General features: G+C 56.2%; 14 protein-coding genes. 10 read left to right on the top strand and 4 right to left on the bottom strand.

Annotation, left to right across the window (positions count from 1 at the left end; translation table 11 throughout):
- Positions 1–15 precede the first annotated feature (15 nt).
- From B347_RS0120015 to B347_RS0120005, 3 genes are all read right to left on the bottom strand, one after another.
- Positions 16–4,299 (bottom strand): membrane-targeted effector domain-containing toxin, encoded by a 4,284-nt coding sequence (locus tag B347_RS0120015; RefSeq protein WP_019411471.1) that lies wholly within the window; start codon positions 4,297–4,299, stop codon positions 16–18.
- 91 nt (positions 4,300–4,390) lie between these two features.
- Positions 4,391–6,469 (bottom strand): TonB-dependent receptor family protein, encoded by a 2,079-nt coding sequence (locus B347_RS0120010; protein ID WP_019411470.1) that lies wholly within the window; start codon positions 6,467–6,469, stop codon positions 4,391–4,393.
- 166 nt (positions 6,470–6,635) lie between these two features.
- Complete coding sequence (locus tag B347_RS0120005) at positions 6,636–10,925, bottom strand: membrane-targeted effector domain-containing toxin (RefSeq protein ID WP_019411469.1); 4,290 nt, start codon at positions 10,923–10,925, stop codon at positions 6,636–6,638.
- Between the two features lie 279 nt (positions 10,926–11,204).
- On the opposite strand from B347_RS0120005, the gene B347_RS0120000 reads away from it, so the two are divergent.
- From B347_RS0120000 to B347_RS0119970, 7 genes are all read left to right on the top strand, one after another.
- Entirely contained in the window at positions 11,205–12,962 is a 1,758-nt protein-coding gene (locus tag B347_RS0120000) for a carbamoyltransferase family protein (protein ID WP_019411468.1), read from the top strand.
- Positions 12,946–14,076: a glycosyltransferase gene (locus tag B347_RS0119995; RefSeq protein ID WP_019411467.1), complete on the top strand. Its 1,131-nt coding sequence runs from the start codon at positions 12,946–12,948 to the stop codon at positions 14,074–14,076. The genes B347_RS0120000 and B347_RS0119995 overlap by 17 nt, the downstream gene beginning before the upstream one ends.
- Positions 14,076–14,972, top strand: a complete 897-nt coding sequence (locus B347_RS0119990) for an antimicrobial resistance protein Mig-14 (RefSeq protein ID WP_019411466.1) — start codon at positions 14,076–14,078, stop codon at positions 14,970–14,972. The genes B347_RS0119995 and B347_RS0119990 overlap by 1 nt, the downstream gene beginning before the upstream one ends.
- Positions 14,973–15,052: 80 nt before the next feature.
- Entirely contained in the window at positions 15,053–16,477 is a 1,425-nt protein-coding gene (locus B347_RS0119985; RefSeq protein WP_019411465.1) for a PIG-L deacetylase family protein, read from the top strand.
- Positions 16,474–17,430, top strand: coding sequence for a glycosyltransferase (locus B347_RS0119980; protein ID WP_019411464.1), 957 nt, complete (start codon positions 16,474–16,476; stop codon positions 17,428–17,430). The genes B347_RS0119985 and B347_RS0119980 overlap by 4 nt, the downstream gene beginning before the upstream one ends.
- 67 nt (positions 17,431–17,497) lie before the next feature.
- The gene (locus B347_RS0119975) at positions 17,498–18,259 is read left to right on the top strand and encodes a glycosyltransferase family 2 protein (protein ID WP_019411463.1); all 762 of its coding nucleotides are present in this window, start codon (positions 17,498–17,500) and stop codon (positions 18,257–18,259) included.
- A 47-nt stretch (positions 18,260–18,306) separates the two neighbouring features.
- On the top strand, positions 18,307–19,398 hold the full coding sequence (locus B347_RS0119970; protein WP_019411462.1) for a glycosyltransferase: 1,092 nt from the start codon (positions 18,307–18,309) through the stop codon (positions 19,396–19,398).
- Here the strand turns inward: B347_RS0119970 and B347_RS0119965 are convergent.
- Entirely contained in the window at positions 19,395–20,000 is a 606-nt protein-coding gene (locus B347_RS0119965; RefSeq protein ID WP_033388060.1) for a lipopolysaccharide kinase InaA family protein, read from the bottom strand. The two genes, B347_RS0119970 and B347_RS0119965, sit on opposite strands and share 4 nt — an antisense overlap.
- Positions 20,001–20,098: 98 nt before the next feature.
- On the opposite strand from B347_RS0119965, the gene B347_RS0119960 reads away from it, so the two are divergent.
- From B347_RS0119960 to hldE, 3 genes are all read left to right on the top strand, one after another.
- Entirely contained in the window at positions 20,099–21,265 is a 1,167-nt protein-coding gene (locus B347_RS0119960; RefSeq protein WP_019411460.1) for an O-antigen ligase family protein, read from the top strand.
- A 16-nt stretch (positions 21,266–21,281) separates the two neighbouring features.
- Positions 21,282–23,093: a lipid A export permease/ATP-binding protein MsbA gene (gene msbA, locus B347_RS0119955; protein WP_019411459.1), complete on the top strand. Its 1,812-nt coding sequence runs from the start codon at positions 21,282–21,284 to the stop codon at positions 23,091–23,093.
- Between the two features lie 169 nt (positions 23,094–23,262).
- Entirely contained in the window at positions 23,263–24,684 is a 1,422-nt protein-coding gene (gene hldE, locus B347_RS0119950) for a bifunctional D-glycero-beta-D-manno-heptose-7-phosphate kinase/D-glycero-beta-D-manno-heptose 1-phosphate adenylyltransferase HldE (protein WP_026014309.1), read from the top strand.
- The last annotated feature ends 51 nt before the right edge of the window (positions 24,685–24,735 follow it).

The raw sequence follows: 24,735 nt of genomic DNA, 5'->3' as shown, positions 1-24,735 counted from the left end.
GAAGGGGCTGAGCCTTTATTTAATTAGTATCAGCCCTTTGTCGTTGAGCGCTTTAATCAGGTTTTTGGCATGGGTAAAGCGCTTTTCATGGATCTCGGGCCATTCGGGCCTTTGCACGTAAATCTTCCTATCCGGGTCGCTCAGAACGGATGTCTCGATCAACTCACTGTTGGCATTGCGATGAAACAACGTTGCCCCGTCTGTAGGGTCGTTGGTAAACGTGTATTGATCAGGCAGGCTAAGCAGATGGTCGATTTGTTGACGCTGAGGGGGCAGAAAGGTCGTTCGGCTAGCGGCTACTTCCATCGAGAGACGTAAGTCACTTTTGAAAAATGAGCCGTCATGATTGCCATTGCCCAAGAAGGCGAGGCGGCCTTTATCCAGCCCCGTCCCCGTCGGCTGACCTACTAGAGTGTCCATGACCTTTAAACCGATGGCGCCATTGAGCTCAGCTAGGCCAAGCACGCCTTCAAAGGTATTGGTGTGGGTAAACCCGACCAGTGCTACCCATTTGTGCGCACCCTGTTTTGCCTGATGTTCGCGCATGACACGGGTGGAGTAGTAGTTCATCGTTTCGGCACGGCGAATGGCGTAATCCTCGCGGCCCAGTTGATACATGTGGTAACTGGCAGCGCAGTCGATGGCCTGCACCTTGATTCGGTGTCGACGGGCGGTCGTGACAATGGTCAGGAAGGTGTAGGCCGCTTCACTGTCAAGCCCGTCGCGTTTATACAGATTCTTCAGGTATTTATTGAGGCTATGGCTGATGACGCCGTGTTGGTTGTAATTATCCAAGTCGACCTGATGTAAGTCGCGTTGTAGGTGTTCAAGGTAAATCGTCTTGACGTCGTTTTTGACCAGTTCGGGCATGTTATCGATCAGAAACTTTTTGCTGGCAATTGAATAGTGGTTTTCGCCGATAACCAGCCCGGGCGATTGGGCATACACCTGGCGCAGGAGCGTGGCATGCGAGGCGGAAGGCGCAAGTTGAGGTATTGCTGGGCGTGATATCGGCTGCTCGGCGGTGAAGAAGGTCTTGGCGTCCCGGATGAGTCGCTGACGCATCTGATAGAACAGCATTCGTGTCTGTTCCACTTCCGGGTCACGGAAGGTGCCGGTTAGCGGGTCTTGATAGCGGCTATTACTGCTCATAACAACCGCGGCCCTTGCGAGGTGCTTACGGGGCAGCTCATAGGGGTGTTCAGGGTCCAGCGGTGAGGTCGAGTGAGCACCCTGCGGCTTCAAGGATTGCCAGCGTGCAGTGTCGCCTGTCGGTGTGTGTTTGATTTCCCATTCGTTGTTGATCAGGTTGCGCCTGACCTTGTACACCGGTTGTCCCGGCTGCGAACCGCTGCTCAGGACCAGGTGCATGTCTGGCCCGGGAGTATCGGTGCTGACCTCGAAGAACATTTCATTTTGCTGGATGAAGTGACGATTGTTCTGCGTGAATACTCCTTGTGTATCTAGCAGGTCGTTGGGTATTTCGATGTCGACCACGCGGGCTCTGGCAAGCAAGGCGTCGATGCCGGTTTTTTGTCTACTCAAAGGCGTTGAACCGCTGGCTTCCCATTTACCCATGATTTCAGTGGCAGGGGTTTTGTAGTAGGCCTCGGGCATGCGCCGGTCGGTCATCAGCCACTCGTTATGTGTCCGGTCATAGCTGGCATGATAAAAATGCCCACGGGCGTCCGGCAGGTAGTACTCAATGCGAGTGCCATCGGTCCATTCGTAGACCCCTTGGCCAAAGCGCTCGCCGACGCGAAGTGTCATGTTTTTGGGTGTTTTGAGGCTCGCAGACGCCGGGCTAAAGGCGCGTGGAAGCTGCGACGTGCGCAGCCGGATGGAGGCGCTAAAGACCCTTGAACCGGCGAAGTCTGAGGCAGCATCGGTCAAGTGAGCGATAGAGCCTGCAAAGTGCTGCAAGGCTTCATTCTCCTGCTCTCGGCGCAACGCATCGGTGCCTCGATAAACGGCGTACCCAAAGCGCATCATCGTCAATGGAACCAGCACTTTGAGAGGCAAGGCAAAGCTGATGACATCCACCAGCGTCATGGTAGTGTCTTTGATGGTCTGGATATTGGCTTCACGAGTAGACGTCGATTGTTCATCGGCGTTACGCAGGGCAAAGGCTGCTTCGGCGTCATAGCTGGCGCCAAGGAAATGCCCGGTGATCGCTTGGGTTTGGGTATTGAAGTCGGTCAGGCCTTCTTTTAATAAAGGGTTGATGTAGGCCTGCTCAAGTGGAGTGATGCGTTGCAGAACGTAGTCGCGCAGTGCCCGGAGTGACAGTTGGCTGGCCAGTTCATTGAGCGTGTTGAACGTGCGAAACCACACACGGTCCGGGGCTTCTGGCAAATAGCACAGTTGTTGAGCATGGCCCTCGCATGCGATCAGCAACAGGCCGGGGACGGTTTTGTAGCGCAGCATTAGCAGTTGCGTTGAAATCTTTGCCGCTTTGATGTCAGCCGTATTGTCATCAAGCAGTAGATCGACCCAGTCGGCCTGCTGGTGTGTGAGCTGCCCGGACAATCTAGCTTCCAGGGTGTCGAGGCGTAGCTGTGCGGTGCGCAATATGCCGTAACGCTCTCTTCGCCAGCTTGCGGCGTCGGAGGTGAGCAGGGTTTCTTGCAAGAAGGTCTTGTAGGCCCTGCTGATGTCCAGCTCGCGCACGATGCTTTTGAGGTAAGCACTGGTCAGTGTGGGATGGTGTTTACCGTCTTTATCGAGAACGGTGGCGGTCAAAGCAAAGGTCAGGTCCAGTTTGCCAACATTTTCCAACGCCAGTTCGGGCAACGAGCGTCGAATTGAATGGGACGTTAAGGTCGGGCCCGTACGGCTCAAACTATTGCCCGCCGCGAAGCCCGAGGTTCCCAATGGGTGAATAATGGGGCCTGTTTGCAAGATTTCAGTGGTGACCAAGGTGATGGTATTTGGGTCCACGTCAATTTTGAGGTCTTGTGCAATACGTTTTTTGAGGCGGTCGCGGGCAAACGTCAGCAAATACGTTTTATTGCCATTGTGCTCCGTTCGGGGGATTCCGGGCGCTAGGGACAGGGACGTCTCTCTGCTCAGGCGTGCCACGGCGAGGCGCCAGCGATTTTTTTGTGTGGTAGGCGCGGCGGTGAGCCAGTCGGGGAGCCGTTTCTCGAAAAGGTGCGTATACCGGTTTTGCGCGATAGCCGCCGGTTTTAGGTAGCGGGTCACCGCTAGGGCATCTGCCAGATAGTCATCCAGTTCGTCCAGCGTGGTGGCCTGCGCGTTGGCTGTTGCGCTGTTGCAGGCGTGCGGTATATCGGCCAGTTGTCTGTTGATCAATGCCTCGATACACCGTTTGAACGCATGTTGCTGAATTTCTCGATAGCCCAGGCTATTGGCGTTGTCTGACAGATCTTGGCGCTGTTGCGTGGGTAATTGATTCAAGAGTGAGCGACGCTGAATGTCGTCACCCAAGCGTAATCTCAGCTCAAGGTCCAGTGCTTGCAAAGAGGTAAATGACTGCAAGCCGCTGTCTGGCAGATAAAGCAGCGCGACTGAAGCCTGCGCTAATGTTGGGGCAAACAGTGGTATCTGGAAGGTGTCTGACGTGTCATCGAATCCGGTTGTCATGCCTTCGGTGACCACGAAAGCGCCCGATAACGGCCAATCAGGCTCGTTGCCGCCGGCTTTGACCACCACCTCGTAAACCCCGAGGTAGTGTTCGCCAGCGCGAAATTTACGGGGCCGTGCGACGGAGGTCGTCAGGACCTCAACCAGGGCATCGGATTCGAGCGTCGTTAATGTTTCGTCGCGTTTGCGTGATGACTGTTCTGCCTGAACCAGCCCCATATAAAAGCGCCCTAGCCAGTTTCTGGGTGACCTGTCTTCAAGCTCAGGGCGGGTCGTTTGCCAAAAGTGCGTCAGCGTATTGCTCAAGCACGATTCGTGATGTTTAACGACGTAATCGACGAAGTTTTCTACTTCGCAGATCGGCATTTGTGAGATCAGATGAGCGGTGTCTGTCGAGTAGGGCGCTCGGAAAGCCAGTAGGGGGGCTTTGAAGTAAGCGGGGACTTCACCGGTTAAGTAGCGCTCTCTAATGGCGTCGATCAGCGCGTGAGAAACCACGGCCCCGTTCTGTCCAGGCTCGTCGACTTCAGCCTGATAAGTCAGATAGACCGTACTGATAGAGAGGTCGGTTGCAAGTGCGGGGAAGAATAGTTTGAGTTGATGCTGGAACGATGAGAACAGTGTGGGCACACGTCTCGAAAAGTCCTGCAACTGGGTGTGCGCTTCTATGAGCGGGTCGGCCTCGAGTGTCATTAACGTGATTTCCTTTACTGGGTGTCAGTAAAGGAACCACGCCGCAAGGTGCACAAAGTGCTACATAGTTGTTGGCAGAAAAATCGAGTTCTCAGAAACTGTACTGCGCACCGGCCCCTGCGTACCAAGAGCGGCCTGGCGCGGCTTCGTAGTAGCGATTGTTGCTGTCACCCACAATCACTGAACCCACGTATTGACGATCAAACAGGTTGTCTAGGCGCAGTGTTTGGTGAAAGGTCCAGTGATCGATCTTTTGCTCAAACTTTGCGCGCCAGTTGAACACGCTGTAGGCCGGGGCGGCTTTTTGTGTGTTGGTGTCTTCAACGTAGACCTTGCTGCGGTACAGCCCTTCAATGGCGGTGCTGACCCAATCGGTGGGTTTCCAGTTTACTTCGCCAAACAGTGTGGTTTGCGGCACGCCGGGCAGGTCGTTGCCTTTGTCGACGGGGCCGCCAGTGCTGGTGAAGTTGCGATCGTAGGTCGCTTGCAGGCGGGTATACGCGAGGGTGGAAGTCCAGTGCTCGCTGAGCTGGCTTTCGACCCCCAGTTCGAAGCCCCGACGCAAGGTGCGCCCCGCATTTTGATAGGTGGTGCGCCCCCCACTGTTGCTTTGCACCACCAGTTCATCGTCTGTTGTTATCTGGAAGACGGCGGCGTTGATACGGGTAGCGTTGAGCTGCGCCTTCAAGCCCATCTCGTATTGGGTGCTTTCAGAAGGCTTGAGGCCAAAATTGAAGCCTTGGCCGTTGGGCGAGTAGGCCATTTCGGCCTGAGTCGGGGTTTCGAAGCCTTTACCCGCACTCACGTAGCCGTGCAATTCGGGCGTGAAGGCGTACATCACGCTGACCGAAGGGGTGGCCTTTTCGTAGCGTTTGTTGCCGCTGTCGTCGCCGTTGCTCAAAAATTGATCATGGACATCCATTTCCATGGTGCTGTAGCGCAGGCCCGCCTGTACGGTCCAGTTGTCCAGCGCCCAGTTGGCTTGCACATACGGGTCGAGGCTGCGAGCAGTGTCGACTTCATCTCGCACCAAGGCACCTTTCACGCCCAGTTGATCCCCACTGAAGTTTTGGTAGCCGTGGCGGCTGTCTTGGCTTTGGTCGTAATCCAGGCCGCCGACCAGGGTTAAGTCGCCTGGTACGCCCTGCACGGGTTGCAGCCAGCGCAGGCTGCCGCCGTAGAACGTGCGGTCAAACTGAACCACGCCACCGCCTTGCTTGTTGCTGGGTGAGGTGGGTGGAATCGCCAAGTACTGAATCACGCTGCGGGTGCCGGTGTAGGCATTGACCTGCAAGGTCGCGTCACCGATGTAGCGCTCGTAGTTCAGGCCCAGTTGCTGGTGATCAATGCTTTTGCGTGTGTTGTAGGTCAGGGCGTTTTGCGCAACCGAACGCGGGTCGGCCTTGTAGGCTGCCCAACTTTGGCCCAGCGGGTCTTGGGTGCCGTTTTGCTCCAGGCTGCTGTAGATCAACGCCAGTTTGCTGTCTTGATCGGGCTTGAGGTTGAGTTTGGCGAAGGTCTGATCGCGGCGTGCAGCGCTGTGGTCGCGGTAGCCATCGGTGTCCATGCGTGAGGCGTCGAGCACAAAGCCCACGTCATCCGTTGCGCCCTCGGCGGTGAGGTGGTTTTTGTTCATGCCGTCGCTGCCCACCAAGGTTTCGGCGCCTATACGCGGCGGGCCTTCGCCCTCTCGCGAGAACATTTGAATCACACCGCCCGCGTTACTGCCATACAAGGTGGCGGCCGGGCCGCGCAGGACTTCGATGCGTTCGGCGGTGTCGAGGTTGAAGGTGGCTGCCTGCCCCTGGCCATCGGGGGTGCTGGCCGGGATGCCATCGGCAATCAGCTTGATGCCGCGCACGCCAAAGGCCGAACGAGCCCCAAAACCACGGGACGAAATTTGCAAGTCTTGAGCGTAGTTCTGACGATTTTGCACCACCAGACCCGGTACGCGGGACAGTACTTCAGAGGCGTTGATGCCGAGTTGGCCGTCCTGAATTTGCTGCTGATTGATGCTGTCGACCGAATAGGGCACATCAAAGCTTGGGCTGGCGCTGCGCGAACCCGTGATGACACTGGGGTCGAGTTCGAGTGGTTCGGCAACACTGATGGGTGCCAGGCAGAGGCCGGGCAGTAAAAAGACAAGGCGCGCGGGTACAAAAAAATTCATGGGCTGTATCGGGATTCCGTGTGACGCGACCCGTGGTGGGCGACGGGTATCAGGCTAGCAGAGGGCGCGCAGTTTAGCGGCTGAAGGTGGGAATTGCTTGGCCTTGAGCGTTTCCCCTCTATCCGGGACGATGTCCTGGATAGAGGTGGCGCTGTATGGCGACTCTTTATTGGACGTGAGTCATGCCTCTTTCGCGTAAGTCCTTGATCAGTTCATCCAGCCTGTCGTAGCGTTTCTGATGGACGCTTTCCCAGTTTTCGCGCTCGATGTAAAACGTGCCATGCGGATCTGTACGCAATGGAGTTCGCACTATTTCCCCGTTGGAAGCTCGGTGGATCAGTTGCGCGCCTTCGCACCCGGCACTTTCAAACCTGAACCATCCAGGGCTTTTGAGTCTTTCATTGAGCTGAGCGGGTGAAAGACCCGCTCTGGCAGGCGCACTTCCAGGGATTTCCATCTCTAGCCAGTAGTCATTTTTGAGGACCCTGAATTTTTCATCGAACATGTTTGGGCTGGAAATGTCCGCAATGTCCTGTCGTATGCCGCGGCCCTTGCCAGGAGCAATATCTGACACGCGAACGCCGACGAGCCCTTCCAGCTCGGCCAAGCCTGGAACGCCTTCGAATGTGTTGGCGTGTGTATTGCCGACCAGGGCAAGAAATTTCTTGCCCCCATTTTTTAATTGATTGGCTCGAATGGTTCGTGACGCAAAGTAGCTGAACATTTGATAGCGAATCAAAGCGGGTGAGGCTGTCTCTTCGCCACTCAGCGTGTTCTTCATACTTTTTGGGTTGTAGCTGGCCATGCAATCCAGCGCTTTGATTTCAATAGCGTGGCGTTGAGCTTCGCGAACCAATTGGCTGTAATTGTAGGGGCTGGCAGGATCGACGCGATGGCCTAAGTCTTGGCGTTTAAGAAACTCATCTAATACAACCGGCATTTTTCCGGTCTTGTTGAAGTCATCCAGCAGGGTTTGGTGCAAGTCAGTTTGTAGGTGCTCTAGATAGAGCACTTTAACCCCGCTTTTGGCCACTTCCTGCATCTGGGTAATCAAGACCTTTTTACCCCCTTGTTGGGCGTGCATTTCACCGAACACGATGCCGTCGGTGTGTTCGAAAAGACGTTTGAAGAAATCACCAAGGCTTATGTCGGCGGACAAGGCTGGGCGATTTACACGGGGTCTTAAAACGTGGGATTCAAGATACTCCCGGGCGTTATTTAGCAGCTTGAACCTCAGCTCAGTGAACATCCGCTTCAGGTGCATCATGCCCGCGTCGCGAAAGGCGGATGTTGTGTCAAGAAAGCCACTGGTTTCCCTGATTGACTGGTCAATCCTGGTCTTGAACTCAGCAGGCACATCGTAATCGCTGTGGACGATAGCGGGCGTGGCTTCAGGCGGGGTGCCTACGTCGCGCATCAAGGGCTCCCAATGCTTGGTGCCATTGCTGAGTTTATGCTGGATTTCCCAATGGCCTGCGATGCGCCGCAGCTTGTACCGAGCGTCGACGCTACGGCTGGAACCCGATGGTAGTTGCAAATAAAAATCACGTCTCAGCCAGTTACTGAACACTTCGAAAACGATGCCGTTTTGTTGGATATAACGTTTATTGCTGACTCGGTAGGTGTCATGAGAGTCCGGGGTAACGCTGGCGAGGTCGATGCCGTCAACTTGGGCACTTTCAATGATGCGTTGCATGCCGGTCTTTGGTTGCACGTTCGGGTCGACGTCCCAAATGCCTGTAGACAGCTCGTGCATAGGGTGTGAGTGCACAGCGTTTGGGTGACGTTTATCCAAGGCTCGCCACGTCTCGTCCAGATGGTCGTAGCGGCCGGTATACAGGGCATCATTTTTGGTTTTTAACAGGTATTCGAAACGACCGTTTGGCGCGGAGGTGTATTCATATACTCCCCCTCCAAATGTTTCCCCGCTACGCAGGGTCAAGTGTTGAGCGGCAGCGGTACTCGCAGCATCAGGGCTTAGTTTGGGCGTAGGTTGCTTGGCGCGTTGGCGCAGGGATGAGCTGAATACTGCCGAGCCAACAAAGTCCGAGGCCCCATCCGTCAAGTGTGTGATGGAGTCCAGAAAATACAGGAGCGCTTCGTGTTCTTGATCGCGTTGCAGGGCATCGATCCCCAAAATGATTTGGTAGCTGAAGCGCGCCAACGCCACCGGTAGCAGCACCTTTGTGGGCAGCACGATCGAGACGATATCGATCACGGTCAGCGCTGCTTCTATGGCTGTATTTAGATTGCTTTCCCAGGTAGCCGTCGATTGCTCGTCGGCATCGTGGATGGCATGCAGGGCTTCTGTGTCATAGGACGCTTCATAGACATCATGGTTGATGGCTTGCAGCGTGACGGTGGAGACAGTAAGGCCCTTCTCAATCAGGGGTTTGATGTATGCCTGCTGGGCGGGCGTTACGCGGTGTAATACGTAAGCGCGCAACTGCTGCTGTGAAAGTTTTTGGCTGAGCTCACTGCGTGAGTTGGCAGTCAGAAACCAGGTTTTATCGGGTGCGCCGGGGATGTAGCACAGCAGGCGGTTGGACGCAGTGGAGCTGAAAACCAGAACGCTGGGAATCGGTTTGTAGCGAAGCATCAGCAGGTGGACTTTGACCTGTTCGCCGTTGAGCAGAGGTCGATTTTGGTCAACCGGTGCATCGATCACGGCCTGAACCCAGGCGACATCATCAGCGGTCAAATTGCCTGAAAGCCTGGCTTCAAGGAGGTCCAGCGTCAGTTGAGCTTTTTTGAATTCGACATAGCGCTCCTTGCGCCATTTAGCCTGCGCGGAATTAACCAGTAGATCGTTGAGAAGGCTCTTATAACGCTGGCCAACATCCAGGGTGCGTACCAGTGCTTTGAGGTAGCTGGGCGTCAGTACAGGGTGAATGTTGCCCGCCGCATCCTTGATTCGCGCAGTGAGCGCGAAGTCCGCATCTAACTTCCCGACATTGGAAAGCGCCAGTTCGCTAAGGCTTCGTCGGGTGGTGATGTAGGAAATAGTGGGTCCAGTTCTGGAGAGGCTGTTACCCGCGGCAAACGCGGAGCCAGTAATAGGGTTTATCACGGGGCCTGTTTGCACTGCCTTGGTGGTTGAAATGTAAATCCCGTCGGGGTCGACCTCTATGCCGTGATCGGCTTTGATCTGTTGTGTGAGCTGGATTCGGGCGTAGGCCAGTAGCGTGCTTTTTTGCCCGATTTGGTTAAGGGGGTGAGCATTTGGCGTGTGTGACACCTCGCGTTCATGGGTCAAGCGCTCTACGCCCAGGCGCCATAAGGTTTTGTCGGCATCTGAAGCGGTTTTGAGCCATAGAGGCAGCTTGCTTTCAATCAATCGGCTATAGCGGGCTTTTAACAGAGCGGCAGGTCGGATGGGCAAGCTTGAGTCCAGGGACTGCTCAACGAGTTCGGCCAGTTGTTCAACGGCTGTGTCTTCCTTTTTGGAACGCGCTAGCGTCCACGCATGACGCATATCTTTCTGCTGTTTTTCGATGATTTGCGCACTGTAAAAGGTAGGCGCATCTGCGGCGGCAATCGGGCTTAGCTGCATGCTTTCGCAGGTCAAGGCGTGGTCACGGTCTTCAGTTAGAACGTAAGCCAGCAATGTTTCGCGTTGATAGGCGTCCTTGAGGCGCGCGCTCATTTCTTGAGTGAATGCCGTGAGTGACTCAAAGGCCTCCAGGCCATTGCTGGGTGTGTAGAGCACGACAGTGCGTGATGCAGGATCTTGCACGACCCATTTGTTTCTGAGGTTGTCAGTGATGGTTGGCAAGTCTTTGGCGGCAACTGCAAACGCCCCGTAAAGCGCCGCTGACGCAGCGTTTGTAGGCCCCTTCAATGTCAGTGAGTAAAGCCCATAGGCGCCGGTCATGGTTGCGGCCGTCCCGGTAGCAGGGAAGACCTGGCTGATAGCAGTCATGGCCTCAACGCTGAGTGTTTGATCCGCCCTGCGCAGGTTTGCTTCGCTAAGAAGCAAGCGCGTGACAAATTGCGACAGCCATTCTTTAGGGGGTTGGGCCTTTAACTTCGCGCTGGCGGTGTTCCAAAAATCGCGCAGGGCATCTCTTACGCACAACTCAAGGCTAAAGGTGGTGAACTCAAGGTACTTTTCAAGCTGCGCCAAGCCAATGGTCTTGACGGCATCTTGCGGGTCCAGCGAGTAGCTAATGTTGTAAATAGCGTGAGAGCCTTGAACAAAGGTAGGAACTGTCTGGCTCAGATAGCACTCATCGATCAATTCGCTAAGGGTTTGGCTGACAAGGACGGGTGACTGGCCAGTCTCAGGCGGTAATGGGTAGTTGAGATAAAGAAAGTCGGTGCATACATCCTCCGGTAGCCGTGGGAAAAATATTCGCAGCCGATGATCCAGCGAAGTCTCAAGGTTGGGGAAAGCATCAGTCAGCGCCTCTAATTCGAGTTCGGCACCTTTGAGGTGTTCCAGATGTGTAGACATGCCGTGTTCCTGTGAGTTTTCGCATTGCTCAATGCACGCGATGAGTGCTCACAGCAAATCGCAAAGCTCTGGCTCAGTGGCGGTAGTTATCTATAACGGGCCTTGAGGGCACTGGCTTGGTGTGATGCGGGGACCTGAACAGGTGAGGCAAATCGCGCTGGGTCATTCGAGCGTGCTTTACGCTATAATCCCGCCCTTTAGTTGTTTCTGCGCTTTGCGCGCAGCACACCCTTTTTTCAGGCGCCCGCCGCCTGCCTGCATTTTTAAGAGGCTAACCCAGTGGCATTGACGATCCTTGGCCTGTCCGGCGCCCTTAGCCATGATCCCTCAGCAGCCCTCTATATCGACGGCAAGCTGGTAGCGGCGGCTGAAGAAGAGCGCTTTGTACGCGACAAGCATGCAAAGAACCGCATGCCTTACGAATCCGCAAAATTCTGCCTTGAACAGGCGGGTATCAAACCCTCTGACGTTGATGTGGTCGCGATTCCGTTCGCGCCCATCAGCTTGTTCGGCAAGGCCCGCTGGCACTATGCCAAGCGTTACTGGTATGCCCCGGATCGTGCTCTTGACGCGATTCTGATGGGCAACCGTCGCTACAAGCGCTATCGCAACAAGATTGTGTTCTGCCTTGAGCAACTGGGTTTTGATCCGAAGAAAATCAAGATCGAGCCCGTTGAGCACCACTTGGCTCACGCCTCCAGCGCCTACCATTGCTCGGGTTTCAAAGAGAAAACCGCGATCCTGGGCATCGATGGTAAGGGCGAGTACGCCACGACCTTCTTCGGTTATGGCGAAAACGGCAAGATCACCAAGATCAAGGAATTCTTCGACCCGGACTCCCTCGGCGGCCTGTACGGCGCGATTACCGAATTCCTCGGTTTCGAGATGCTCGACGGCGAGTTCAAGGTGATGGGCATGGCGCCGTACGGCGATGCCAGCAAATACGACTTCTCGCGCTTGGCTTCGTTTGAAAACGGCGAATTGGTGATCAACACCGAATACGCCAACGTCATCGGCCTGCGTCGCTATAAAGAGAAGGGCAAAGGCTTTTACTTCTCGCCAAAACTGATCGAGTGGTTGGGCCCTAAGCGTGAAGGCGATATTGCCGACGAGCCTTACATCCACTACGCGGCCAGCATGCAAGCGCTGTTTGAAAAACTCTCCTTGCAGATGATCGACTACTACCTGGGCGATATTCTCAAGGAAACCGGCAAAATCGCGTTCGCCGGTGGCTGCGCGTTGAACGTCAAGCTGAACCAGAAAATCATCGCCCGTCCTGAAGTCAAAGAGCTGTTTGTGCAGCCTGCGTCTGGCGATGCCGGTACAGCGGTGGGTGCCGCCGCTTATGTGTCCCACGCACGTGGTGTGCCCGTCGAGAAGATGGAACACGTCTACCTCGGCCCTGCGTACAGCAACGAAGACGTGATCGCGGCGTGTGCCCGTCACCCTGGCAAGCCTGCGTACCGCAAGATCGAAGGCACGCCAGAGAAAATCGCCAAGATCATGGTCGATGGCAACCCAGTGGCCTGGTTCCAGGGGCGAATGGAGTTTGGCCCGCGTGCCTTGGGCGGTCGTTCGATCATCGGCTGCCCGAGCAGCGCTGGCGTGGCTGACCGCATCAACGAACAAATCAAGTTCCGCGAGCGCTGGAGGCCTTTCTGCCCCTCGATGCTCGACACCGTCGGCCCGCAGATGATCAAAGTCGATCACCCGGCACCTTTCATGACCTTCACCTTTGAAGTGGCTGAAGAGTGGAAAACCCGTGTGCCAGAGGTTGTCCATGAAGACGGCACCTCGCGCGCGCAGGTGCTCAAGCGTGAATACAACCCGCGCTACTACGACATGATGAAAGCCCTCGAAGTGCTGACCGGTAACGGCGTATCGCTGAACACCTCGCTCAACCGTCGTGGCGAACCAATGGTCTGCTCGCCGACTGACGCGCTGAACATGTTCTTTGGCTCTGATTTGCAGTACCTGATCATGGAAGACATTTTGGTCGTTAAAGAAGGCGCCGAGCGTTATGAATCGCTCGACTGAGCGGCATGTGCTGCAGTTTTGCCACGGCTATGACGGGCCGTTTCTGGACTGCGCGCGTCAGTACGCTAGCCTGTTTGCTGGCAGCGGGTATCGGGTGACCACGGTCTTTTTGACCGGGGCAGCCGACCCTGAAGTGGCCGCAGGCTGTGCGTCGCACGAAGTGCTGTTTATGGAATTCAGCTCCAAGGCCATTCGTGGCCTCAAGCTGGGTGCCATCGCCAAGCTGCGTAAAATCGCTGCCTCGCGCACTTTCAGTTTCTGCATCGCCCATCGCTTTAAGCCGATTTATATCGCCCTGTTAGCCACCGGTTTGCCGGTAATCGGTGTACATCACGCGTTCGGCGATTATCAGCGTCGCAGCCGCAAACTGTTCGCCCATTTGTTCCGCAAACGTCTGAGCCTGCTTGGTGTTTCTGATGCGGTGCGCGACGACATGCGCAAATGCCTGCCCACGTGGCCGACTGGACGTATCAGCACGCTCTACAACCGCATCGATATCGACGCCGTGCAAGCCAGCCAACTGCCGGGTACCCAAGCGCGTGAAGCGCTGGGGTTGTCGATCGATGGTTTTATTGTCGGTAACGTCGGGCGTCTGCACCCGGACAAAGACCAGGCCACCTTGATCCAGGGCTTCGCCAACGCCTTGCCGGACCTACCCACTGACAGCCAGTTGGTGATCATGGGCAAGGGCCGCCTGGAGGAGGACCTCAAAGAACTGGCCCGCGAACTCGGGATTGCCGAGCAGGTGAAGTTCTTGGGCCAAGTGCCCGATGCGCGTCGTTATTTCCGCGCATTTGATGTGTTTGCCCTCAGTTCCGATCACGAGCCGTTCGGCATGGTCTTGCTGGAGGCCATGGCCGCTGGCGTTCCGCTGCTGGCCACGGCCTGTGGCGGTGCCAAGGAAGTGGTTGAAGGTGTCGGCATTCTGTTCCCGCTGGGCGATGCCGAACACTTGGCTCAAGGCATCAAGCATTTGGCGGTGCTCAGTGATGAGCAACGCCAGGCGTGTGCGGACTTGATGCTGGCGCGTCTGCATGAGCGCTTTAGCGATCACGCGGTGCACGACCGGTTCTGGCAATTGCCGCAAGTCACCGACCTGACTGCGGGGGCCTGATGCTCAATTTTTTCCAAGGCTGGCGTGAGCGCGGCTGGAACGTTATCGACGCGGGTACTTACGCCGATGCTTGGCAGCGTTTTGGTGGCAGCGTCGCGACCCACCCTGTAGTGGTTGAGCGTTTGGCTCATTTGGCTAGCATCCCGGTGCGCTATCTGGCCTGGGAGCAGGGTGGCGAATTGAAAGCCGCGATCCCGACGTGGGGCCGCGACTTGGCCTTGTCCAAGGACGTGCTCAAGCGTCACGGCAAAAAAGGCCTGTTCGATCTGGGCAATGCAGAGATCATTCTGCCTGCTGCGGCGGATGCCAACGTGCCTTTGCGGCATCGTGGTCGCTACCTTTCGGCGCTCAATGAAGGGCGTTTCAGCACGCTGATCGCGCAAGCCGAACAGTTGGCCATGGCCCGTACCCCTGAAGAACTGTCGAAGAAATTTCGCTACAACCAGCGCCGCGAGCTGCGTTTGTTGGAAGAAGCGGGCGGTGTTGTGCGCCCTGTGACGGATTTTTCCAGCACTGAACTGGCGGCTATCTACTGCGATTTATTCATGCGCCGCTGGGGTTTCGTGGCCACGGGGGCCGAGCGTATGGCCGAGGTGGTTGAGCTGTTGCGTGAACTGTTGATCGGATCGGTCGTCTTTCTTAACGACTCTCCTATTGCCATTCAGTTGGTATACCGGGTTGAATCGCCCGAATGGATCAGCGTTGAGTACGTCAATGGCGGTGTTGACCCTCAGACCCGTGATTTCAGCCCTGGTAGCGTATTGAGCTTCCTCAATACCCAATCGGCCTGGGAGCAGGCTCGCAGTGTGAACAAGGCTTTGCGTTTCTCGTTCGGCCGCGCTGACCGCGAATACAAAGAGCGTTGGTGCAATCCGGTGCCGGTGTTTAAAACGTAAACCATCCGTTGTAGGCGCGAGCTTGCTGGCGATCTTTAAAAAAAAGATCGCGAGGCAAGCTCGCTCCTACAGGAGAGAACATGAGCCGCAAACAGCAACTCCTCAAGCGCCATCGGCGCAACAAGCGAATGAGCTTGCTGATCGGCCTGCTGGTGCTGATTGCCAGCGGTGTGTTGCTGGCCTGGTGGTTGCCGCTGGTGCTGGCAGTGCTGGGCTGGGTGGCCCATGAAGCGTGGTTCGCTGACCACCTGTTTTACTCTCCCCAAGACGACTACCAATACACCTTCGGGGCCGACGGCGAACGCGTTGGCCTGCGCCTTGAGGGCGAGCGTCTGGTGCTTGATCAGCCGCTGAGCCTAGCCGGTGGTGAAACGCTGGTGTTGGCCATCAAGGTCAACAGCCGAGGACTGGGGCGCTTTCTCGATCCGAAAGTTCAACTGCTGGGCGGCGAACAACCCGACCAGCAAACCTTTGAGCGTGGAGTCAACGGGCTGCGCTATTTGAACCTCAGTGAGCAAGCGCGTGTATTGAGTCGTGGCGAGTTACGCCTCAAAGGGCGTTATTGCCGCGTGCAAGGCCAGCCTGAGCTTTGGGTGTTTCGTCAGCCCGATTACCGCGAGCAGCGGGTGATGGTGATCGCGCCTCACGCGGACGATGCCGAACTGGCCGCTTATGGCGTGTACAGCCAAGCTAAAGAAGCATGGGTGGTGACCCTGACGGCGGGAGAAATCGAGGCTGAGCATTACCAGCAGATGGGCCTTGAGCGTGCCGAAGCGGCGCGTCTTAAAGGGCGGCTGCGGGCATGGGACAGCCTGGCCGTGCCGCGCTGGGCTGGGGTGCCAGAAGCGCACTGCGCACAGTTGGGGTATTTCTGTCTGCAACTGCCCGCGATGCAGGCCGCACCCGACCAGCCGATTGCCTCACGCGAGGCGGACTTGAACGATACCCGCCTGTTTCGCCAACTCAATCCGTTCCCGCTGCCGGGTGATCAGGATGGCGCACCGACCTGGAATAACCTGCTGGCGGATTTACGCACTTTAATCCTGCGCGCGCGGCCCGAAGTCATCGTGCTGCCGCATCCAACCTTAGACCCGCACCCCGACCATATTTGCGCGCAAGCCGCGGTGCTTGAGGCATTGCAAGGGCTGGAGTGGCAGCCGACAACCCTGCTGGGTTACGCCAACCACCTGCATGACAATGACCGCTGGCCTATGGGCAACAGCGGTGACGGGATTGCCCTGCCGCCGGTCTTTGATGCCTCGCTCAGTTTGCACCCTTACAGCCTGCCATTGACCCTTGATCAGCAGCGCGACAAGGCGATGGCGCTAGGGATGATGCATGACTTGCAACCCCGTGCCGCGCTCAAACGCAGGCTGCGTCGCTCGATTCAGGTGCTACTCGCAGGCAGAAAGCCATCGCCTTATGGCGACAATGAATATTTTCGTAAAGCAGTTCGGCGGCATGAGCTGTTCTGGCGTCTTGAGATGCCGCAAGGAAAATCATGAAAGTTCTACTACTAGTACAGAAAGAGCAGCGAGCCATTCTGGATCGCCTGTATGACGGCATTGCGGCGAACTGCGAGTGTGACATTCGTTGGCTGAGCAGCGATGAACAGCGCAACTTGCGCGGGTATTTTGGCCGCGAAGTGGACGTCACGCGCTATGACCGCATCGTGTTTTTCTTGCGCTTCAAACAGGAAATCCGCCAGGTTGGTTTTATTCGCACCGTGCCCAACCTGGTGATTCTTGAGCACGATGCGTATCAGAATTACATCGAGTGTAAGTACACCGGTAAATTCAGCGCGCATTACCGCCAACTGCCGTGGGCGCGGGTGATCAGCTCCGGCTTTATGGTCACGCAACGCTTGTGCGACGAGGGGGTTGACGCAGTGTTCGTGCCCAAAGGTTACGACCAGACGCTGCTGCATGACCTAGGCCGTGAGCGTGACATTGAGCTGGCATTTGTCGGCAGCACCAACAGCGTGGCTTACAGCGGCCGCAAAGCCTTGCTCGACGAGTTGGCCAGTGTAGAGCCGCTGGTGGTCACCCGTACCAAGTCCGGTGATGACTACCGCGATACCCTTAACCGCATTCGCTTCTTTGTGAGCGCGGACGTGGGCATGGGTGAGTACATGATCAAAAACTTCGAAGCCATGGCCTGCGGCTGCGTGCTGCTGGCGTTTGATCAGGGCGAAGCAGAAAACCGTGCGCTGGGCTTTGAAGACATGCATAACATCGTTTTTTATCGTGATATTCCCGAACTACAGAAAAAACTGGCACATTTGCGTAATGATTCTCAACTGGCTGCCGATATTGCCCTTCGTGGTCGTGATCTGGCGGTGTCGCAGTACAGCTTCGGTCGAATTGGCCAGCGGATTGTTGAAGAGCTGCAACCGGCACTACGTCCTCATCCACCCTTGTCCTGGGTAGATCGAGTGCGATTGAAACTGGGTGTTTGAGACGACCTTGGATCTATCGCGGTGATACACCCAAAGGACTGAATCTAACAATGAGAGGAGGCGAACCGTGCGGTTCTGCCAAGAAAGTGACATTACCCTGGTTGTGACCAGTTGCGGCCGTCTTGACTTGCTCAAGCTGACGCTCGATAGCTTTGATCGGTTTAACACAGCGCCCATCCGTGAAGTCTTTATCACCGAAGACTCCGGTGATGAGGCCGTGCGCGCGGCAATTCCGCCCAACTGGCTTGAACACTGCACGGTTTTCGTCAATAAACCGAAACTTGGTCAGTTGGCTTCCATTGATCTGGCCTACTCTAAAGTCAGCACACCGTACATTTTTCATTGTGAAGACGATTGGGAGTTTTATCGCCCAGGCTTTGTCGAAGACTCAAGAACCATTCTGGCGCTTAACCCAGAAATCTTGCAGGTCTGGTTACGCAGCTATGCTCATGACTTAAGGATTCACAGCCCTTACCTGCATTACGGTGAGCGCGAAGTGATCGGGGGTGTTGCGTGCTATCCGGTACTGTCGGACAAGCCTGAATGGCAGAGTTTTTCGCTTAACCCTGGATTACGCCGTTACAAAGAATATTTGTTGTGTGCGCCCTATAGCGGGCATGGTGGCGAAAAGGCGCTGTCCAAGCGCTATGCCGAGCTTAATTTGCAGGCGGTTGCACTCGAGGCTGACGCGGTATTGCACACGGGTTTCGGCAATCATGTCGAAGTGCCGGAGGAGCGTCAGCGCAAGCTGCGACGCGGCCGCCGAGAGCGTATTAAGCTGTTTATTTCTTTGTTGCTGGGAGTGTTGATTGGCGTTCTTATCAGTTAGCAGGTGCGGGTTTGAATCGTGATGATTGAACGACAAGGAAGCGTGTGATGAGCATCATTAATGTGATGTGGTCGGGCGGTTCCCCCTATGCATCTGTACACAAGGTTCACCAGCAAATCCTGTCTCAGGCGCCGTCTGGGACTCCGGTTAAAACTTGGCTGTTGCAACACGTGGCCCCGGCTTGCTTGAGCGAGCTTGGGGAAGTCAAAGCCTGGAATCTATCGTCGCGCTTTTTGAAAGGGCGTGGAATTTGGGTGTTCTCTCGCCCTTTGCGCAACCGTTTCTTTCGGAACGCGTTGCTAGAAAATGATGCCCAACTGGTGCTGCTTGACGGCTTGGGCGTGGCGCGCGTGCTGTTGCCTGCATTACGTCGGTTGCCGCAGGTGCGGGCAGTGGTGATCTTTCACGGTTCAACCCGGTTGCAATGCAAGGATCTCTGTCTTTTTCGCCAGTTCGCGCCTGAGCAACTGACCCTGTGCGCTGTGTCGAAAACCCTCGCTGACTCGATCGCGGCAGACGTTAAATTGCCGGTCCTTACCTTGAGCAGCATGCTGGACCCACAAAAGTCTCAGCAACAATTGTTGTCACGTGAGCAGGCGCGCCAGCAATTGGGCCTGCCTGTGCAGAGCCAGCAGGTGTTCGGCGCTGTCGGGCGACTGGTCGACTCCAAAGGCTTTGACACGCTGCTGAAGGCCTTTGCGCAAAACCTCAGCACCCACCCAGATCGGCTGCTGATGATTATCGGTGAAGGCCCGTTGCGTTCGTTCTTGGAATCACAGATCAATGCCCTCGGGTTACAAGGCAAGGTGCTGCTGCCGGGCCATGTGAGCAACGTGGCCAGTCTGTATCGGGCGTTCGACTGGGTGTTGATTCCCTCGCAAGCAGAGGGTTTGGGGTTGGTCGTACAAGAAGCGGTGATCGCGGGTGTGCCGGTGCTGGCGAGCGACTTGCCAGTATTTTATGAACAACTGGGTGACGGAGGCTCTTACGTCCCGGTCAACGACGTATCGGCCTGGACCAAGGCGATTGACGCCTGTTCGTCTCTTGCGGCGGCTGAGGTCGCTGAACGCCAATACGCTGGGCTAGATCCGGAGCACGCTTGGTTGCGCTTCAAGCAGGCATGCTCCGGCGTGTTTTAAACGTGTTGAAAGGCGTTCTGCAGGGCTTGCACGGGGAATTTGTCGGCCAGGTTCTCGCGCTCGATGTAGCGCAAGAAGTGCTGAAGGTTTCGCTGTACCAGCTTTTTAGACAGCGGAGCCTTAAAAAAGCGCATATCGGCCACATCAATCAAACCCCACTGGTTTTCTGGGGTTACCACGATATTGCCCAAGTGCAGGGAACGGAAGTAAATGCCTGCAGCGTGCAAGCGACGGATCAGCTCGATAAGCTTCGGCAGATTTTCTTGCCAATCAAACCCGTTTTTCTCTGCGATCTGACGCAGTGTTTCACCTGGCAGCGGGCGATACAGCACCGCAGTCATGCCTGGTTTTTCCAAGCGATAGAACGCCAGCACCTTGAGTGTTGGTACACCGAGTTTTTCAAGTTGAGCAGCGTTATCGATGAACCGCTTCGAGTAAGGGCGCAGCAAGGCCGATGACAGGAAGCGCTTGCGACGAAACAGTTTCACTATGTTCCCGTCTTGCAGCAGATAGACTTTCGCGCCGTAGCTGTCCGCTTCAAGCGTTTTGGCGCCTTCAATCATTTGATTTAAAGCGGCTTGTGTAAGCCGTGAACATTGCATCGTAGAACCCTTGCGAGCAGTCAGACACGCAATCATGCCGAAAAAGTGGCGTTTTAACCATTCCAGGTTGGCTGGGTGGTTGAATTAGGAGTGGGATGATGTACGAAAGTCGCTGGGCTCAAGCCCTTATGACGTGCGGTGTGGTGTGGTTCATGTTGGCAATTGCCTTTGCGCCCACGAACAAAATCTACCAACAGGGCCTGGTGTTGTTTACCTGGCTTCCGACACTTGCTGTTGCGTGGTCTGCGCGTTCGGTTTTAGGCCAGGTTTGGCAGGCACAGCGGGCGCTTTGCCTGTCACTCGTCGGTTTGGCGATGTGGGCCATCATCAGCCTGAGTTGGAGTGGTGAGCCTCTGAGCCAGGCTAAGCAGTTGGTTTATATCGCACTGTTTGTTGCGTCATTTCCCATCCTAGCCAATGGGCGCCCTGAACGTATCGTGCGCTTGATGAAGTGGTGCGGGCTCGGACTGGCAGTCATGGCGCTGGTGGCTATTGTTCATTTCTATCTCGTCAAAGGTCATGCGTGGTCGATGCGTTTGGAGGGGCTGGGCGAGTTGGCTCATCCTATTTTGGGTGCGTATGCGATCGGCGTGGCTGGCATTTGGATGCTGCACTGGGTGCCTCAAGGGCGTTGGGCGCAAGTGCTTTGGTTGGTAGCGCTTGGGTTGCTGGGCAGCTTTGTGGTCATGACCCAAAGCCGTGGCGCGGCCTTGGCGCTGTTGCTGACTGTTCTGTCCATGCCAATTTGGCGCCGTGATCGGCGCACTGTGGTGATTGCTGCCCTTGCATTGGTTGGGGCCGCGGTGGTGTTCTGGTGGATGCAGGCGTTGATGCTTTCGCGCGGTTCTTCGTATCGGCCGGAACTGTTTATGGCTAGCCTGCACATGATCGAAGCGCACCCATGGCTTGGCTTGGGATTTGAGGCGTCGTTTAACGTAAAGACCCTTGGGTTGACCTTTGATCATTCACACAATCTGTTTACCAGTGTGGCCATCAGTCTAGGGCTGCCTGGCTTGTTGCTGTGGTGCGTTGCCTGGTTTTCGGTGGTGATTTATGGCTGGCGCGCCCGGGAGACGCTGTTGGGTCAGGCCGTCATAGGTATGTGGGTGTTTTCGACGCTGGCCATGCAGTTTGATGCGGCCAGCCTGCTGGACACCCCGCGTGCAGAATGGTTTATCACCTGGCTACCGATTGCCGTGGCGACTCTTTTGTCGTTCAAGCCGGCGTGTCGTGAAGCCTGTGATAAAATTTCGCGTTTTCCTTAAATCAGTGAGCTCTACGATGAGTGATTCACCGTCCGAAGCGGCACAGAGTTCAAGCCTGAAAGTCTACTTCCGGCTTTTGAGTTATGTGAAGCCTTACATCGGCCTTTTCCTGCTGAGTATTGTCGGCTTCCTTATTTTCGCTTCGACCCAACCCATGCTGGGCTACATCCTCAAGTATTTCGTCGATGGCCTGTCCAATCCCGACGCGGTGTTGTTCCCAAGCGTGCCTTACCTGCGTGATTTGCGCTTGTTACAGGCCGTGCCGCTGCTGATCGTATTGATTGCAGCCTGGCAGGGACTGGGCTCTTTCTTGGGTAACTATTTCCTGGCCAAAGTGTCGCTGGGGCTGGTCCACGACCTTCGTGTGCAGCTGTTTAACAACTTGCTGGTACTGCCTAACCGTTACTTTGATAAGCACAACACGGGTCGTCTGATCTCGCGCATCACCTTCAACGTGACCATGGTCACTGGCGCCGCGACTGATGCGATCAAGGTCGTGATTCGCGAAGGCATGACCGTGGTGTTCCTGTTTGCGTCTTTGCTGTGGATGAACTGGCGCCTCACGCTGGTGATGATCGCCATCCTGCCGTTGATCGCGGTCATGGTGAGCACGGCCAGTAAAAAATTTCGCAAACAAAGTAAGAAAATTCAGGCGGCCATGGGCGATGTGACCCACGTGGCCTCCGAGACCATTCAGGGGTATCGAGTGGTTCGCAGTTTCGGCGGCGAAACGTATGAGCGTGAGCGTTTTCTGAATGCCAGCCAGAGCAACACCGACAAGCAACTGCGCATGACCCGCACCGGGGCGATCTATACCCCGATGCTGCAATTGGTCATCTACGTGGCCATGGGCATTTTGATGTTCCTGGTGCTGTACCTGCGCGGCGATGCGTCGGCGGGCGACATGATTGCCTACATCACCCTGGCGGGCTTGCTGCCCAAGCCGATTCGCCAGCTGTCTGAAGTCAGCTCCACGATCCAGAAGGGCGTGGCGGGTGCCGAAAGCATCTTTGAGCAACTCGACGAACCACAAGAAGTCGACACTGGCACCGTTGAGCGTGACCACGTTAGCGGTCGCCTTGAAGTGCGCCATCTGAACTTCACCTACCCGGACACTGACCGTCAGGTGCTCAAGGACGTGACGTTCTCGGTTGAGCCGGGGCAGATGGTGGCACTCGTTGGGCGTTCCGGCAGCGGCAAATCGACGCTGGCGAACCTGATACCGCGCTTCTATCACCATACCTCGGGCGAAATTCTGCTCGATGGGGTTGAGATCGAAGACTATCGCTTGCTCAACCTGCGCCGTCATATCGCGCAAGTGACACAGAACGTGACCTTGTTTAGCGACACCGTCGCCAACAACATTGCCTACGGTGATCTGGCCGGTGCACCGAGTGCCGATATCGAGAAAGCTGCGCGTGATGCCTACGCCATGGACTTTATCGAGCAACTGCCACAAGGCCTGGACACTCAGGTGGGCGAGAATGGTGTGCTGTTGTCCGGTGGTCAGCGTCAGCGCCTCGCAATTGCACGCGCCTTGCTCAAGAACGCGCCGTTACTGATCCTTGATGAGGCGACTTCAGCACTCGACACTGAGTCTGAGCGTCATATCCAGGCCGCTCTTGACCATGTGATGCAAGGCCGCACCACGCTGGTGATTGCGCACCGCCTTTCGACCATCGAAAAAGCCGACATGATTCTGGTCATGGACCAGGGCCAGATCGTTGAGCGTGGTACCCACAGTGAGTTGCTGGCTCAAAACGGTTACTACGCCCGCCTGCATTCGATGGGTCTTGATGCCCCGCTGTCTTCTGGCGACATCGCCTGATAACGCGCAGGAGACGGCTTTGGCCGTCTCCTGCGTTTACCTGCGTGTACCGTGCGCCGGGTTATGTAAGCCATCTCTGATTCTCATTCCTGCGATTAACGCCGTGAACTGACCTGCGTTCACCCTGTGTTAATATCGCGCCCCTGTTCATTTTGTATGTGGGTTCTCCATGAAGTTGTCCATGCCGCGATTCGATCAAGCCCCTGTCTTGGTGGTAGGCGATGTCATGCTCGACCGTTACTGGCATGGCGGAACCTCACGGATTTCCCCTGAGGCGCCAGTGCCGGTAGTCAAGGTCGAGCAAATTGAAGACCGTCCGGGCGGTGCAGCCAACGTCGCACTGAACATCGCAGCCCTTGGCGCGCCAGCTTCGCTGGTGGGTGTCACTGGCGATGATGAGGCTGCTGACAGTCTGGCCAATAGCTTGAAAGGTGCGGGTGTACGCGCAATTTTCCAGCGCATCGCGCACCAGCCCACCATCGTCAAACTGCGGGTCATGAGCCGTCACCAGCAACTGCTGCGTATCGACTTTGAAGAACCGTTTACGACTGACGCTTTGGCGTTGGGCGCGGAAGTCGATAGCTTGCTCGACGGCATCAAAGTGCTGGTGCTGTCTGATTACGGCAAAGGTGCTCTAAAAAATCACCAGGTATTGATCCAGGCCGCTCGCGCCCGGGGCATTCCAGTGCTGGCTGATCCTAAAGGCAAAGACTTTTCGATTTACCGGGGTGCGAGTCTGATCACACCGAACCTCAGCGAGTTCGAGACCATTGTCGGTGGCTGCACCGACGAGGCTGACCTGGTGGCCAAAGGCGCCAAGTTGATGGACGATCTTGAGCTGGGAGCTTTGCTGGTCACCCGTGGTGAACACGGCATGACCTTGTTGCGCCCGGGCTTTGCGGCCATGCACTTGCCTGCTCGCGCCCGTGAAGTATTTGACGTTACCGGTGCTGGCGATACGGTCATTTCGACCTTGGCCGCAGCCATTGCTGCCGGTGAAGAACTGCCGCACGCCGTGGCCTTGGCCAATTTGGCAGCCGGTATTGTGGTGGGCAAGTTGGGTACGGCGGCCATCAGCGCCCCGGAACTGCGCCGGGCCATCCAGCGTTCGGAAGGCTCCGAGCGGGGCGTATTGACCCTTGATCAACTGTTGCTGGCCATTGACGATGCACGGGCTCACAACGAGAAAATCGTCTTCACCAATGGTTGCTTCGACATCTTGCATGCCGGGCACGTGACTTACCTAGAGCAGGCGCGGGCGCAGGGTGATCGTCTGATCGTCGCGGTCAACGATGACGCCTCTGTAAGCCGTCTTAAAGGGCCGGGTCGGCCGATCAACAGCGTTGACCGGCGCATGGCTGTATTGGCGGGTCTGGGCGCTGTGGACTGGGTTATCAGCTTCCCGGAAGGCACCCCGGAAAACTTGCTGGCCCAGGTCAAGCCAGACGTGCTGGTCAAAGGCGGCGATTACGGCATCGACCAAGTGGTCGGCGCCGACATCGTGGCCTCGTATGGCGGGACGGTAAAAGTGTTGGGGCTGGTTGAAAACAGCTCAACCACGGCGATCGTTGAAAAAATCCGCGGCCAGTAAAGGCATTGCCCTCACTGTAGAAACCGGTACATCCTTTACACATCTGACCGG

Source organism: Pseudomonas psychrophila HA-4, from assembly GCF_000282975.1.
Taxonomy (GTDB): domain Bacteria; phylum Pseudomonadota; class Gammaproteobacteria; order Pseudomonadales; family Pseudomonadaceae; genus Aquipseudomonas; species Aquipseudomonas psychrophila_A.
Note: the sequence above shows the minus strand (reverse complement) of the source record. Positions and strands in the feature narration are given on the sequence as shown.

What these genes read in the sequence shown, in the direction of transcription:
- B347_RS0120015 (WP_019411471.1), bottom strand. Translation starts at nt 4,299, where the DNA reads ATGACACTCGAGGCCGACCCGCTCATAGAAGCGCACACCCAGTTGCAG.
- B347_RS0120010 (WP_019411470.1), bottom strand. Translation starts at nt 6,469, where the DNA reads ATGAATTTTTTTGTACCCGCGCGCCTTGTCTTTTTACTGCCCGGCCTC.
- B347_RS0120005 (WP_019411469.1), bottom strand. Translation starts at nt 10,925, where the DNA reads ATGTCTACACATCTGGAACACCTCAAAGGTGCCGAACTCGAATTAGAG.
- B347_RS0119995 (WP_019411467.1), top strand. Translation starts at nt 12,946, where the DNA reads ATGAATCGCTCGACTGAGCGGCATGTGCTGCAGTTTTGCCACGGCTAT.
- B347_RS0119990 (WP_019411466.1), top strand. Translation starts at nt 14,076, where the DNA reads ATGCTCAATTTTTTCCAAGGCTGGCGTGAGCGCGGCTGGAACGTTATC.
- B347_RS0119985 (WP_019411465.1), top strand. Translation starts at nt 15,053, where the DNA reads ATGAGCCGCAAACAGCAACTCCTCAAGCGCCATCGGCGCAACAAGCGA.
- B347_RS0119980 (WP_019411464.1), top strand. Translation starts at nt 16,474, where the DNA reads ATGAAAGTTCTACTACTAGTACAGAAAGAGCAGCGAGCCATTCTGGAT.
- B347_RS0119970 (WP_019411462.1), top strand. Translation starts at nt 18,307, where the DNA reads ATGAGCATCATTAATGTGATGTGGTCGGGCGGTTCCCCCTATGCATCT.
- B347_RS0119965 (WP_033388060.1), bottom strand. Translation starts at nt 20,000, where the DNA reads ATGCAATGTTCACGGCTTACACAAGCCGCTTTAAATCAAATGATTGAA.
- B347_RS0119960 (WP_019411460.1), top strand. Translation starts at nt 20,099, where the DNA reads ATGTACGAAAGTCGCTGGGCTCAAGCCCTTATGACGTGCGGTGTGGTG.
- msbA (WP_019411459.1), top strand. Translation starts at nt 21,282, where the DNA reads ATGAGTGATTCACCGTCCGAAGCGGCACAGAGTTCAAGCCTGAAAGTC.
- hldE (WP_026014309.1), top strand. Translation starts at nt 23,263, where the DNA reads ATGAAGTTGTCCATGCCGCGATTCGATCAAGCCCCTGTCTTGGTGGTA.